Source organism: Roseinatronobacter alkalisoli, from assembly GCF_028745735.1.
GTDB classification, from domain to species: domain Bacteria; phylum Pseudomonadota; class Alphaproteobacteria; order Rhodobacterales; family Rhodobacteraceae; genus Roseinatronobacter; species Roseinatronobacter alkalisoli.
In genome coordinates this window covers 70,413-84,321 of sequence record NZ_JAQZSM010000008.1, presented here as the reverse complement: position 1 = coordinate 84,321, position 13,909 = coordinate 70,413, and the positions used below count along the sequence as shown (strand labels likewise).

At 61.9% G+C, this 13,909-nt stretch carries 13 protein-coding genes, 1 tRNA gene and 1 riboswitch; of the genes, 2 read left to right on the top strand and 12 right to left on the bottom strand.

Annotated features, from left to right (window positions below; genetic code table 11):
* Window position 1 precedes the first annotated feature (1 nt).
* The 7 genes from PUT78_RS10660 to uvrB all read right to left on the bottom strand — a co-directional run bounded on the left by PUT78_RS10660 (window position 2) and on the right by uvrB (window position 6,859).
* Window positions 2-955 carry a HesA/MoeB/ThiF family protein gene (locus tag PUT78_RS10660; RefSeq protein ID WP_274352249.1) on the bottom strand — a complete coding sequence of 318 codons (954 nt, stop codon included), beginning with the start codon at window positions 953-955 and terminating at the stop codon, window positions 2-4.
* Window positions 952-1,548 carry a thiamine phosphate synthase gene (locus tag PUT78_RS10655; RefSeq protein ID WP_274352248.1) on the bottom strand — a complete coding sequence of 199 codons (597 nt, stop codon included), beginning with the start codon at window positions 1,546-1,548 and terminating at the stop codon, window positions 952-954. The genes PUT78_RS10660 and PUT78_RS10655 overlap by 4 nt, the downstream gene beginning before the upstream one ends.
* Window positions 1,545-2,306 carry a thiazole synthase gene (locus tag PUT78_RS10650; RefSeq protein WP_274352324.1) on the bottom strand — a complete coding sequence of 254 codons (762 nt, stop codon included), beginning with the start codon at window positions 2,304-2,306 and terminating at the stop codon, window positions 1,545-1,547. The genes PUT78_RS10655 and PUT78_RS10650 overlap by 4 nt, the downstream gene beginning before the upstream one ends.
* A 65-nt stretch (window positions 2,307-2,371) precedes the next feature.
* A complete protein-coding gene (gene thiS / locus PUT78_RS10645; RefSeq protein ID WP_274352247.1) occupies window positions 2,372-2,569 on the bottom strand; it encodes a sulfur carrier protein ThiS in 198 nt (65 codons plus the stop codon).
* Window positions 2,559-3,527, bottom strand: a complete 969-nt coding sequence (locus PUT78_RS10640; RefSeq protein WP_274352246.1) for an FAD-dependent oxidoreductase — start codon at window positions 3,525-3,527, stop codon at window positions 2,559-2,561. Before PUT78_RS10640 ends, thiS begins: the two co-directional genes overlap by 11 nt.
* Window positions 3,520-4,323, bottom strand: coding sequence for a bifunctional hydroxymethylpyrimidine kinase/phosphomethylpyrimidine kinase (gene thiD / locus PUT78_RS10635; protein WP_420793492.1), 804 nt, complete (start codon window positions 4,321-4,323; stop codon window positions 3,520-3,522). The genes PUT78_RS10640 and thiD overlap by 8 nt, the downstream gene beginning before the upstream one ends.
* Before the next feature lie 58 nt (window positions 4,324-4,381).
* Window positions 4,382-4,485: riboswitch (TPP riboswitch) on the bottom strand.
* Window positions 4,486-4,681: 196 nt separating this feature from the next.
* Entirely contained in the window at window positions 4,682-6,859 is a 2,178-nt protein-coding gene (gene uvrB / locus PUT78_RS10630; protein ID WP_274352244.1) for an excinuclease ABC subunit UvrB, read from the bottom strand.
* A 120-nt stretch (window positions 6,860-6,979) separates the two neighbouring features.
* Here uvrB and PUT78_RS10625 point away from each other — a divergent pair, with 120 nt between their 5' ends.
* Window positions 6,980-8,782, top strand: coding sequence for a Na/Pi cotransporter family protein (locus PUT78_RS10625; RefSeq protein WP_274352243.1), 1,803 nt, complete (start codon window positions 6,980-6,982; stop codon window positions 8,780-8,782).
* A gap of 57 nt (window positions 8,783-8,839) precedes the next feature.
* Window positions 8,840-9,064 carry a hypothetical protein gene (locus PUT78_RS10620; RefSeq protein WP_274352242.1) on the top strand — a complete coding sequence of 75 codons (225 nt, stop codon included), beginning with the start codon at window positions 8,840-8,842 and terminating at the stop codon, window positions 9,062-9,064.
* A gap of 174 nt (window positions 9,065-9,238) precedes the next feature.
* Here the strand turns inward: PUT78_RS10620 and PUT78_RS10615 are convergent, their stop codons facing one another.
* From PUT78_RS10615 to glpX, 5 genes are all read right to left on the bottom strand, one after another.
* Window positions 9,239-10,141: a DMT family transporter gene (locus PUT78_RS10615; RefSeq protein WP_274352241.1), complete on the bottom strand. Its 903-nt coding sequence runs from the start codon at window positions 10,139-10,141 to the stop codon at window positions 9,239-9,241.
* A 199-nt stretch (window positions 10,142-10,340) separates the two neighbouring features.
* A tRNA-Glu gene (locus PUT78_RS10610) sits at window positions 10,341-10,415 on the bottom strand.
* Between the two features lie 92 nt (window positions 10,416-10,507).
* Window positions 10,508-12,268: a single-stranded-DNA-specific exonuclease RecJ gene (gene recJ, locus PUT78_RS10605; protein ID WP_274352240.1), complete on the bottom strand. Its 1,761-nt coding sequence runs from the start codon at window positions 12,266-12,268 to the stop codon at window positions 10,508-10,510.
* Entirely contained in the window at window positions 12,261-12,827 is a 567-nt protein-coding gene (locus PUT78_RS10600; RefSeq protein WP_274352239.1) for a cysteine hydrolase family protein, read from the bottom strand. The genes recJ and PUT78_RS10600 overlap by 8 nt, the downstream gene beginning before the upstream one ends.
* A 49-nt stretch (window positions 12,828-12,876) precedes the next feature.
* Entirely contained in the window at window positions 12,877-13,839 is a 963-nt protein-coding gene (gene glpX, locus PUT78_RS10595; RefSeq protein WP_274352238.1) for a class II fructose-bisphosphatase, read from the bottom strand.
* Between the last annotated feature and the right edge of the window lie 70 nt (window positions 13,840-13,909).

The following is a 13,909-nucleotide window of genomic DNA, read 5'->3' as shown; positions in this document are numbered from 1 at the left end:
TTCAGTCGTTCAGCGCCAGCAGGGCAATTTCACCCTGCCAGCATGATTGCAGCGCCTGCCCCGCATTATGCGCGCGCAAACCCGTGGCACAGGCCAGTACGACACGGCGATCCGCAGGCGGGGTCAGAGTGGTGATGTTTTCGGGCGGAATATGCCGCGCATCCGGGCTGAAGGGCGGCGCTTCTGTGCGCAGGTCGATCAGCAGATCATCTGCGCATATCTGTCCGCGCGCGATGAAGGGCAAGGGTGCGGGGGGTTCCGGCGCACGGTCAAACCGGAAGCCACCCATGCGCCAGCGCACCGCATCAAGGCTGACAAGCTGGCCCAGCGGGCTGGGCGTCAGTCCCAGAAGCACGGATAGCGCCATCTGCGCCTGCAACGCGCCAATCGCCCCCACCACAGGCCCCATGACCCCCGCAGTCGCGCATGTCGCCCCGCGTTCAGGCAGGTCGGGGAAAATCGCGCGCAGGCTGGGTGACCCGCCACAGCATCCCGCCACATAGCCAGACAGCGCCAGCGCAGATGCCGTGATCAGGGGTTTGCCCATGTCGCGGCAGATGTCGGATAATGTCAGACTGGCCGCGAATGTATCGGCACAATCCAGCACCAGATCGGCCCCGGCCACCAGCGCAGGCGCAGTCGCGGGGTCCAGCCATTCCACACGCGGGGTGACCGCGACATCTGGGTTCAGGGCCGATAATGCCGCCGCCGCAGCCAGTGCCTTGGACTGGCCCAGCTGATCGATACGGTAAAGCGGCTGGCGATGCAGATTGAAGGTTTCCACCGTATCGCCATCGACCAGCGTAATGCGCCCGACGCCAGCCCCGGCAAGGTATTGCAGCACCGGCACCCCCAGCCCCCCGGCCCCCACAACCAGCACATGGGCGCGCGCCAGCCGCGCCTGCCCGTCCACGCCAATTTCCGGCAGAACCATCTGGCGGGCATAGCGGGTCATGCGCAGGCCACCAGCCATTCATGCATGCGCAGTTCCGGATCGGGGTTCAGGGTGATATCGGTGACCGCTGCGATCACATCCGCCCCTGCCGCAAACGCGCCCGGTGCGCGTTCCACCGACATGCCACCAATGGCGCATAACGGAATATCGCCCACCAGCCGCTTCCATTCACTGACCCGTTCCAACCCCTGCTGGTGCCATTTCATCTGTTTCAGGATGGTCGGGTAAACCGGGCCAAGGGCCACATAGTCAGGCGACAGCGCCAAAGCGCGGTCAAGCTCCGCATGGTCATGGGTGGAAATGCCCAGACGCAGGCCAGCACGTCGAATGGCAGGCAGATCAGCGCTATCCAGATCTTCCTGCCCCAGATGCAGCCAGTCCGCGCCTTCATCAATCGCCAGTTGCCAGTAATCATTGACGACAAGCACCGCGCCATATTGGCGCGCAAGCGCAAGCCCCGCGCGGATATCCAGTCGTAATGCGTCAGGTTCGCAGTTCTTGATGCGCAGTTGCACCAGCTTCACCCCAAGGGGCAGGGCGCGTTCCAGCCATTCAACGGAATCGAAAACCGGATAGAAACGGGGTAATGTCATAGCCATGCCTTTCCGATCAACGGGGTTGAAGGGGCGGCCATGTCGCGCGCCTCCATCGGGTCGGCGGCACAGGCCAAGGCCCCTGCGCTGGCGGCCATACCGAATGCCCGCGCCATGGCCACAGGGTCGCCGGCCTGCGCCACGGCGGTATTCAGCAAGACCGCATCGAACCCCAGTTCCATCGCTTCCGCCGCATGGCTGGGCAGGCCCAGACCGGCATCAACCACCAAAGGGATGTCAGGAAAAGCCGCGCGCAGGGTTTTCAGCCCATAGCGGTTGTTCAGCCCCAGACCAGACCCGATGGGCGCACCCCAGGGCATCAGCACCTTGCAGCCCGCATCAACCAGACGCTGCGCCAGAACCTGATCTTCAGTGGTATAAGGGAACACCTCGAACCCGTCTGCGGCCAGTATTTCTGTCGCTTCCAGCAATCCGAACGGATCAGGCTGCAATGTGTCGGCGTGACCGATGACTTCCAGCTTGATCCAGTTGGTTTCAAACACCTCGCGCGCCATCCGGGCTGTGGTGATGGCTTCGCGCGCGCTGTGGCAACCGGCGGTATTGGGCAGCACATGCACGCCAAGGCCGCTGATAATGTCCCAGAACGCCTGCCCCTGCCCGCTTTCACGGCGCAGCGATACCGTTGCCACAGACGCGCCCGATGCGCGAAAGGCAGCTTCCATCACGGCAGGCGACGGGTATTGCGCCGTGCCCAGCATCAAGGGATGGTCCAGCGTCACGCCATAGAAATCACGCATCATGGCACTCCTTGTTGCGGCGCGCAGGCACCTGTCGGTCAATGGGGCGCATCTGCATCACCGGCCTATCCCCCCTGCATCGGCGCCAACACTTCCAGCCGGTCACCGACATTCAACTGCGTGGTTGCCCGGGCGGATTTCGGCAGGAATTCCCCGTTCAGCGCTGTTGCCACCCGCGCGCTCCCCCAACCCAGCTCCGTCAATGCGTCATCTACAGTCGGGCCCACCACCTCCTGCGCTTCGCCGTTCACATCAATCTTCATGGAACAAATCCCCTTTGATACCCATCGTCAGGAAATCCGCAGCCTGCTTCGCAAGTGCCGGTGCCATCAGATAGCCATGCCGGAACAGCCCGTTCAGATGCAGCACGCGCCCCCGCCGCACCACACGCGGCACATTATCGGCAAAGGCGGGGCGCAAATCCGCGCCGGTTTCCAGCACTTCAGCCTCGGCGAAGCGCGCATCAAGCGCATAGGCGGCAGACAGCAATTCCAGCAGCGACCGGGCCGAAATACCCCGACGATCCGCGCTTTCGATCTGTGTCGCGCCAAGCATGTAAACACCGTCCCCCCGCGGCACGATGTAAAGCGGGTGGCGCGGATGCAGCAGGCGTACCGGACGTGTCAGCGAAATGTCACCCGCCTTCAGCACAACCATTTCACCGCGCACAGCACGCAGGCCGGGCAGATCGGCGGCCATGCCGCGCGCATCGATCACCGGTCCGTCAATTTCCTCGGGCGTGGCCTCGCCGGTTTCGACATCAATGCCGCGCGCGGCCAGCGCGGCAACCAGATCAGACAGCGCCGCACGAGGGTCGAGATGCGCCTCATCCGCGAAAAACAGCGCCTGCCCGGGGCCATGCAGATCGGGTTCCAGCTGGCGTAGCCCGTCGGTAATCATCGCGTGCCCGGTGGTACGGCGTCCGAAACGGGCAAGTTCCTTTGTATCGCGATCCAGCGCCACAACAAGCGAGCCACGCCGCGAAACCTGCGTGACCTCTGCCCAGGCACGGGCTGCGTTCTGACCATGTCCGACGATCACCGGCTCGGCCACGGCCCCCTCACAATAGGGTGCAAGCATACCGCCCGCCCACCAGGAACACCCATGCGCGCCAGGCGCACCATTGCGGTCAATCAGACGCGGGGTCAGCCCGGCCTTGCTCAGCATCCAGGCTGCCCAAAGCCCGGCCACACCCGCCCCGATGATGGTGACATCAGCCATTGGGCCAGATCCCGTGAAAATGATGCACCGGTCCATGGCCAGAACCGACGCCCAACCCGTCCGCATGCGCAATCGCGCCTTGCAGATAGGCATGCGCACGCGTCACCGCCTGCGTCAGGTCCATGCCCTGCGCCAGCCCCGCCGCAATCGCCGCCGACAATGTGCAACCAGTGCCATGGGTGTTCTGCGTCGCGCGGCGCGGCGCACTCAGACGGGTGACGCCATTCGCACGGATCAGCAGGTCCACACATTCCGGCCCGCGCCCGTGCCCGCCCTTCATCAGCACCGCCTGCGCGCCAAGTTCACACAATGCCTGCCCTTGTTCCAGTATCCGGTCTTCGTCGCACGCAGGGGCGGTATCCAGCAAATCCGCTGCTTCAGGCAGATTTGGCGTCAGCACTGTTGCAAGCGGCAACAGCTCGGTGCGCAGCGCCGTCAACGCGTCTGTCGGCAACAACCTGTCCCCGGATTTCGCCACCATCACCGGATCCAGCACAACCGGCACATCCCGCCCGCGCAGCCCCGCCGCCACTGTCGCGATGGCCTGCGCGTCCCCCAACATGCCCAGTTTGACCGCGCGAATTTCCAGATCATCAAACACCGCCTGCATCTGCGCGGCTATCATCGCGCAGCTTGCGGGTTCAACCATGGTCACGGCGCGGGTATTCTGTGCCGTCAGCGCCGTGATGACCGATGCGCCATACACACCCAGCGCGGAAAACGCCTTCAGATCCGCCTGAATACCGGCACCGCCCCCGGAATCAGAACCTGCAATGGTCAGGGCTATGGGAATCAAGCGCGCCTCCATGCGTTGCAGATACCAACGTCAGAGGACGGAATGCGGGCCTGTCGCGACCCATATGCGCACCGTTCCCTACGCCGGTATGATCCGGGTCAGGTTCGATGGGTTGGCGCGAAGCCTCTCAGCCCTGAAAACAGGGCACCCCAACGGTTGTTGCACATTACCTAATTCAGTTTGCGCCAGCCGACAAGCCCCGCCATCGCGGCGCTGTCCCACCCCTTCATTCTGGCAAAAATATCCACCGGGGGTTTCGCAAGGGGGGGCGTGCCCCTCCTTGCGGCAGGGGGTTTGGGGGGCGGCAGCCACCCAAGCCGCCCGCAGGATCAGCAAGGCAGGCTGCGGGAGCAAAACATCACCGCTTGCGCCGCTTGACCCCGCCGCGTTGCCCCGGACGGCCCGCAGTGGACCGCCCCTTGACGGCTGCGGCCTCGACCGCGTCCTGCACTTCGGACTGGCGCGCCAGCGGGTCATCGGCAATGGCCAGCTCCACGGCTTCCAGCCGCCTGACTTCATCGCGCAGGCGGGCGGCTTCCTCAAATTCCAGGTTCTCAGCGGCCTTGCGCATCTCGGTGCGCAGCGCGTCCAGATGCGCGGTAAGGTTCGCGCCGGGTTTCACCTTGTCCACCTGGGCGGTAACACGCGCCATATCCGTGTCGCCCTGCCACATGCCGGCCAGAACATCCTCGACATTCTTGCGGACCGTCTGCGGGGTGATGCCATGTTTTTCGTTATAGGCGATCTGCTTGTCACGGCGGCGGCTGGTTTCCGCAAGCGCGCGTTCCATCGACCCGGTAATCTTGTCGGCATACATGATCACGCGCCCGTCGGCATTGCGCGCCGCACGCCCGATGGTCTGCACCAGTGACGTTTCAGACCGCAGGAACCCTTCCTTGTCGGCGTCCAGAATGGCCACCAGACCGCACTCGGGAATATCCAGGCCCTCGCGCAGCAGGTTGATGCCGATCAGCACGTCAAACGCCCCCAGCCGCAAATCGCGCAAAATCTCGATCCGTTCGATCGTGTCGATATCGGAATGCATGTAGCGCACGCGAATGCCCTGTTCATGCAGGTATTCGGTCAGATCCTCGGCCATGCGCTTGGTCAGCACGGTCACCAGAACGCGCAGGTCACGCAGCGCCACTTTGCGGATTTCATCCAGCAGATCATCCACCTGCATATGCACAGGACGGATTTCCACCTGCGGGTCGATCAGGCCAGTGGGGCGGATCACCTGTTCGGTGAACACGCCGCCGGTCTGTTCCAGTTCCCATCTTGACGGTGTGGCCGACACAAACACCGATTGCGGGCGCATCGCGTCCCATTCCTCAAATTTCAGGGGGCGGTTATCCATGCAGGATGGCAGCCGGAATCCGTGTTCGGCCAGCGTGAACTTGCGCCGGTAGTCGCCCCGGTACATGCCACCGATCTGGGGCACAGACACATGCGACTCGTCCGCAAACACAATGGCGTTGTCAGGAATGAATTCAAACAGGGTCGGCGGGGGTTCGCCTGGCGCACGGCCCGTCAGATAGCGCGAATAATTCTCGATCCCGTTGCAGACGCCGGTGGCTTCCAGCATTTCCAGATCGAATTTCGTGCGCTGCTCCAGTCGCTGCGCCTCCAGCAGCTTGCCGTCAGACGTCAACTGGTCAAGACGCTGCTGCAATTCATGTTTGATGCCCTTGATCGCCTGCTGCATGGTCGGGCGCGGGGTCACATAGTGGCTGTTTGCATAAATCCTGATCTGTTCGAAACTGTCGGTCTTTGCCCCGGTCAACGGGTCGAATTCGGTGATCCCTTCCAACTCATCGCCAAAGAATGACAATTTCCATGCGCGGTCTTCAAGGTGGGCGGGCCACAGCTCTATGACGTCGCCACGCACGCGAAATGACCCGCGCTGAAAGGCGGCATCGTTGCGGCGGTATTGCTGGGCGACCAGTTCGGCCATGATCTGGCGGGGGTCATAGGTCTGACCCGCCTGCAGATCCTGCGTCATTGCCGAATAGGTTTCAGCCGAACCGATGCCGTAGATACACGATACCGATGCCACGATGATCACATCATCGCGTTCCAGAAGCGCGCGGGTGGCCGAATGGCGCATCCGGTCGATCTGTTCGTTGATCTGGCTTTCTTTCTCGATATAGGTGTCGGACCGGGCCACATAGGCTTCGGGCTGGTAGTAATCATAGTAGCTGACGAAATACTCCACAGCATTGTCGGGAAAGAAGCCCTTGAATTCGCCATAAAGCTGCGCGGCCAACGTCTTGTTGGGGGCAAGGATGATAGCGGGGCGCTGGGTTTCCTCGATGATCTTCGCCATCGTATAGGTCTTGCCGGTGCCGGTCGCGCCCAGAAGCACCTGATTCTGCTCGCCCGCATTCATCCCCTCGACCAGTTCCGCGATCGCGGTGGGCTGGTCACCTGCGGGCAGGAACGGGCTGGACATGCGAAACTGCCTGCCCCCTTCCAGTTTCGGACGGGTCAGGACATCGGGACGAGGGGCGGGCTGGTTCAGGTTATTATGCGGCATGGGACCATGTGTTTTCCTGTCTTCGCCATACTTGGTCTTTTGGCCCCGGCATTCAAGTCGCATTCGCCATCTCTATCGCTGATAGACCCCGTGCGCGGGACTGCTATAATTCGCGCCAAGATGACAGTCATTGTCCAGCGTTACGCCACCCTCCTGCGCCTTGCCCTGATTCTGGGGCTGTTGGCGCTGGCCTTTGCCCTGAGCACCGATTTCCAGCGCATCGCGGCCGGTGTGGCGGTGTTTCTGCTGGGCATGATGATGCTGGAAGACGGGTTCAAGGCACTGGGCGGCGGTGTGCTGGAACGTATTCTGGCGCGCACGACCAGCACCTTGCCCCGCGCGATGGGGTTTGGCCTTGCGGCAAGTGCCATCACGCAGTCCAGTTCGCTGATTTCCGTAATTTCGATTTCCTTCCTCAGCGCGGGGTTGATTACGTTGCAGGCGGGAATCGGCATCATTTTCGGGGCCAATCTGGGCACGACAACAGGGGCCTGGCTGATTGCGGGTGTGGGGGTCAAGGTCGATATTGGTGCCTATGCCTTGCCTTTACTGACGCTGGGCATAGTGCTGATGTTCCAGCGCGGCAGCCATAGTCGCGGTGCGGGGCAGGTGCTGACCGGTATCGGATTGCTGTTTCTGGGCATTGCCTTCATCAAGGACGGGTTCGACACGTTCAGCGCCGGTTTTGACCTGACACAGCTGGCGCTTGACGGGGTTGTCGGGCTGCTGGTCTATACCGGCATTGGGGCGCTGGCCACGGTTGTCATGCAGTCCAGCCATGCAACCATGCTGCTGGTCATCACTGCGCTGGCCACCGGGCAGATCGGCTATGACAACGCGCTGGCCGTGGCCATCGGGGCAAATATCGGCACTACGGCAACTGCATTGATCGGCGCAGGGTCAGCCAATTATCAGGGCAAGCGGCTGGCACTGGCGCATCTGATCTTCAACACCATGACCGCTCTTGTCGCGCTGGCGCTGATTGTGCCCTTGCGGCTGGTGGTTGATGGCATAAGCGACATTCTGGGCATTGGCGAAAGTGATTTTGCACTGCGCCTCGCGGTGTTTCATACCTTGTTCAACCTGCTGGGTATTGCGCTGATGATTCCGCTGATTCCACGCCTGATAACGCTTATCGAACGCCGCATTGCCGCACCCCCGCTTGGTATCAGCCGACCACGCTACATCGGGGCAGAACTGGGTGATTTCCCCGCCCCGATCCTGACCGCATTGCACAAAGAACTTTGGCATATGTACCAGAACACTGTCGGGCTGATCTGTGCGGGGCTGAACATGCGACTGGATGACCTGCGCGCATCAAAAGACGTGGCGACAACCATTTCCCGCAGCCGCGAATCGATCCGCGTGGATTTCGACCGCCGCTATCAGGACAAGGTCAAATCCCTGCATGCCGAGATACTGGCGTTTGCCACCAGCAAAGCCGCGCTGCCCTTGCCCGAACCGGCCCTGACCCGCTTGCAGGAGTTGCGCGACGGCGCGAACGCACTCGTGCGCGCGGTCAAGGCCGCCAAGCATATGCGCCCGAATATTCAGCGTTTCACACAGGACGATATGGGCGCGATCACCGCACTTTATGACGGGCTGCGCACGCAGATCGGCGAATTGATGGTGGCGATTGCGCAACTGGAAAGCCAGCCCGCGATCCAGCAAAACGCCCTGACCTTGCTTGAAGAACGTGCCCTTCCGGCCCGGACATATGCAATTCAGTCCCGGCGTGCCGAAAGGCTGCTGCAGGCCCGGCAGATTTCGGCCGCCGACGCCACCTCTTTTCTGAATGACACGCATTATACCGAAACACTGCTTCTGGCGCTGCAGGACGCGGCGCTGGCCTGTTTGCGTGACAATGACAGCGACCCGGCCGGCCTCGACCCCCGCCCGGACCCCCTTGAGACAGAGGCGTGAATATCATGAAACCTACAGCAAACTGGTGCTGAAACATCCTGTTTGGGGCCTGCCGCTGTGGCGGTTGGTTCCGCGCCCTGCTTCCTGTCGGGTATCAGCGAAGAACGGCACCGCGACATTTCGGTAACCGCGATGATGGCCAATGCCCCCGAAGAAGCCGAACGGATGGAAAAGGGGCTGCAAGAAATCCAGTCCGCATTCTATGTCGATAGCGTCGCCGCGAAGATGGGCAGCTTCGTTGACATTGATGCCCCGTTCGCTGCACCTGCCACAGCCGAATAGTCTTCCGTGAAGGTCGGAAAACACCGGCCGCTAGCGCAGGTCTCAGAAAACCGGTTCCCATTTTTTTTGCTTCCCGAACCTGCGTTGACGACAGGTCAGATCATGTTGCGCAATTGTGGTTTGCGCTGCATGGTCTTTTCGTGTTGATCGCGGCTGCATCAATGCGGGTAGTGGTTATCGCAGCAGCACGACCCCAACCACCGACAGGGTAATCAGCGTGATCGCAACACCTTCGCGCGCGCTGATCCGCTCGCCAAAGAACAACACTGCCGCCAGCAACGAGAAAATCACCTCGACCTGCCCAACGGCAAAGACCATGGCGGCGTTTTGCAGGGTGAAGGCCGTAAACCAGCACAGGCTGCCCGCCATTCCGGTCACTCCGATCCAGACAGCAGTGCGATGTGCTGCCATCACCCGCCCCACCTGACCGGGTTCGCGCCATGCCAGCCATAGCGACAGCGCCGCGGCCTGCAACACGGTCACGATCGCCAGCGACAGTCCCGCCCGCAACAAGGGATCGGTGCTCGCAATCTCAAGCGTAGCAGCGCGGTAGCCTACGGCCGAAACCGCAAAGCACGCCCCCGAGATCAGCCCCAGCGCAGCCGCGCGATTGCACAGACGCGCCCACCAGCGCCCGCCAATATCTGGCATTTGCGACAGGATCAGCACGCCGACCAACCCAAGAAGGACCGCGCCCATCGCGGGCCAGGTTATCCTGTCACCAAGGATCACAAACCCGACAAGCGCGGTCTGCACGACTTCGGTTTTCTTGAAGGTGATCCCGACTGCGAAATTGCGTTCGGCAAACAGCGCCACAACGCACCATGTCGCAAGAATCTGCGCCAACCCGCCGATGGTCGCATAGACCCAGAATTCTGCTGTCACCGCAGGCCATGCCTGCCCGCTGGCAAGCAGATATCCAAGCGCCAGTGCCACGATGAAAGGCACAGAATAGACGAACCGCGCCAGTGTCGCGCCCCAGGCGCTGAGCGGCCCCATGCTGAGCTGCTTTTGCAACATGAAACGCAACGTCTGAAACGCTGCTGCGGCAATCGAAAGGGCGATCCATGGCTCCATGCGCCTTTATGTGTTAAAAACAAATGCTTGGCCAGCCAGATATCAGAACCCCCTGTTGCCCGCGCTTACACACCAAAGACAGATCGCACGAAGCCGGAAGACAGCGGCTTGGCAAACGTTCTCAAATCGTCCGGCTTGTCAGAGGTGCCGGGCAATGATGAGGGAATTCCCCTGAAGATTAACTACTTGAAGGAAAAAATGGCAGCCCGTAGGGGAATCGAACCCCTCTTTCCAGGTTGAAAACCTGGCGTCCTAACCGATAGACGAACGGGCCACGCTGGCGGTGAGGCGCTGTTTAGGCAAAGCGCGCGACCAGCGCAAGTGGTTTTCTTGCAGAATGCCACATGAAATGGGCAGTTTTTTCATTCAGACAGCATCAGGCGCTGCGGCATCATCCAGCCGCAACTGCGGGGTCTGGCGCCCCCCCCAGCTATTGATCTCAATTTGTCCTGCCAGATGGACCCTGCGCCCCTGCGCCGCAGTCAGAAAAGCGCCCAGACCGGTTTCGAATGCGCGGAAGGCAACAGCGTCCAGCGCCGGGCCGTGATCGCCACCGAAACGCAGCCGCAGATGTGATTCGCCCATCGGCCGTGTGGACCGGATCGCCATATCGGCAAAGGCAAAGCGCGGCGCGCGCATGCTGGCGCCGAATGGCCCCGCCCGGTCAAGCTGGTCAATCAGTTCGGGGGTCACTGCCCCCGGCATCAGCAGGCCATCCAGTTTCAGGCTGGAAACCTCTCTGTCGGCGGCTCCTTGCCGCGCCAGAAGCTCCCCCAAGCGGTCCATGGCATCCTGCAGTTGCGCGCGCGCCACGGTCAGGCCTGCGGCCATCTTGTGCCCGCCGCCTTTCAGCAACAGTCCTTCATGTGCCAGTCGCTGTATGGCCGCGCCCAGATCGACCCCCGGCACGGACCGCCCGGACCCTTTGCCCAGATCGCCGTCCAGCGAAATGACAATGGCGGGGCGGTCTGTCGCTTCTTTCAGTCGGGCGGCGGCAATGCCTATGACGCCCGGGTGCCAGCCTTCGCCAGCGGCCCAGACCAATGGCCCGTCCACCCCGCGCGTTTCCGCCTGCTTCAGCGCGGCAGCGCGCACCTGCGCTTCAATCTCGCGTCGTTCGGCATTCAGGGTTTCCAGCTTCTCGGCAAGGGCCGTGGCTTCATGCGGGTCATCGGTGGCCAGCAGGCGCGCACCCAGATCCGCCGCGCCGATCCGCCCGCCTGCATTCACACGCGGCCCCAGCACAAACCCCAGATGATAGGCCCGTGGTGACGTGTCCAGCCGGGCAATGTCAGCAAGGGCGCGCAGGCCGATGCGCTTGCGTTCCGCCATCACACGCAGGCCTTGCCGCACGAAGGCGCGGTTGACACCGATCAGCGGCGCAACATCGGCCACGGTCGCCAGCGCAACCAGATCCAGCAACCCCATAAGGTCGGGGCCGGTCTGACCGGCTGTTCGCAGCTGCCGGTTACTTTCGACAAGCATCAGAAACACCACAGCAGCAGCGCAAAGATGGCCCAGATCGGTGGTTTCATCCTGCCGGTTGGGGTTCACAACCGCCACCGCGTCAGGCAGGGTTTCGCCGCCCAGATGGTGGTCCAGCACAATGACATCCGCGCCTTTTGCCGCCGCGACCGGGCCATGACTTAGGGTGCCGCAATCAACACAGATGATCAGGTCATGCGTGTCCGCCAACTCGGCCATGGCGGTGTCATTCGGTCCGTATCCTTCGTCAATACGGTCGGGAATATACAATGTGGCGCGGCATCCCATATCGCGCAACCAACAGATCAACAGCGCCGCAGACGCGCCGCCATCCACATCGTAATCCGCAAAAATCGCGATACGTTCGCGCTGCGTCACTGCATGCAAAAAGCGCGCTGCGGCTTTTTCCATGTCCAGCAAGCTGCGGGGGTCCGGCAAATGGTCGCGCAATGTGGGCGCAAGATAGCTTTCGGCCTGATCCGGTAAAACCCGGGCGCGGGCAAGCACAGCGCAGACCGCACGCGGCAGTGCGGTTGCCTGCGCTATGGTTTCGGCCAACCGGTCGCAGGCCGCATCCGGCCCGGTCCAGCGCCGCCCGGTGGCAGATGACGCCACGCCAAGAAAGGGGGGGGCGTTATCCATCACACAGGATCGCGCTGACGGGTTTTGCGTCCAGAAATTCACCATGCAGATGGGCGATGGCCATGTCGTGAATTTGCGCGGCGCTGAATGTCGGGGGTCCGGTGTGCCAGCTTGTATCTGCATTGCTGGTAAATGCGGCGCAGGCATCATGTGCCAGTGTCACCTGAAACCCCAGATTGGCGGCCATCCGGCATGTGGTGGACACGCAATGTGGTGTGGTCAGCCCTGCAATGACCAGTGCGTCCAGATCATGAACGCGCAGCCAGTCTTGCAGCCCTGTCCCGATAAATGCTGAATTGACCTGCTTTTCGAACACCGCCTCACCGTCCTGCGGGCCAAGCCCCTCAATCCAATCAGCGCCTGCACCCGTCAGCGGACTTCCTGCGTCACGGCTCAGATGGCGAACATGGACAACTGCCGCACCCGCCGCGCGCCAGGCAGCAAGCAAGCGCGCGGCATTTGCTTCCGCATCAGGGTTATTCCGCGCCCCCCAGACAGGCGCAGAAAAACCCTTCTGGAAGTCGATCAACAGCAAGGCCGTGTTCTGTTCCGGTTTCATCTTGCCCAAAATACTCCGGGGGGAAGGGGGCGCGCCCCCGTTTTTTGGCTCAGAGCGGGGTGCGATAGCTCATGCGCCGCACTGATCCGGTTTTCGACCGCATCAACAAGGTATCAGTCGTAACCCAGCCCGGTTCAGTCCGGATGCCCTTGACGATGGACCCGTCGGTTACACCAGTCGCGGCGAAGATCACATCACCGGTCACCATTTCATCGCGGGTATAGATCTTGTTCAGATCTTCGATTCCGGCGCGGCGGGCGCGGCCAATCTCATCGTCATTGCGGAACAGAAGCCTGCCATAAATCTGGCCGCCCATGCATTTCAGCGCGGCTGCCGCCAGAACCCCTTCGGGCGCGCCACCAGACCCCATATACATGTCGATCCCTGTAAGTTCGGGTTCGGCACAATGGATCACCCCGGCAACATCGCCATCCATGATCAGCCGGATCGCGGCGCCCGTGGACCGCAGATCGGCAATCATGTCCTCATGCCGGGGGCGTTCCAGTACACAGACGGTAATATCGGATGGCGCGCAGCCTTTGGCTTTGGCCAGGGCGCGCACGCGCTCCGACGGGGACATGTCCATGGTCACTGTGTCGGTGGCATAGCCGGGGCCGATGGCCAGCTTGTCCATATACACATCCGGAGCATGCAGCATGGTGCCACGCGGGGCCATGGCGATAACGGTCAGCGCATTCGGAAAATCCTTGGCGGTCAGCGTCGTGCCTTCCAGCGGGTCCAGTGCAATGTCCACTTCAGGACCGTTGCCGTTGCCCACTTCTTCGCCGATATACAGCATCGGGGCTTCGTCGCGTTCGCCTTCGCCAATGACTACGCGGCCCGCAATGTCGAGCATGTTCAACTGCGTGCGCATGGCGTCGACTGCGGCCTGATCGGCTGCTTTTTCATCACCGCGCCCGACCAGTTTGGCTGATGCAAGCGCGGCCGCTTCTGATACGCGCGCAAGCCCAAGGGAAAGCATGCGGTCATGAAATTCGGGTGACGTCGTCATTGCGGAGTTCCTTTGCAAAATGCGCTTTGGCGTTATCTAGACCCCTGCGGATGCATGACACAAGCCTTGA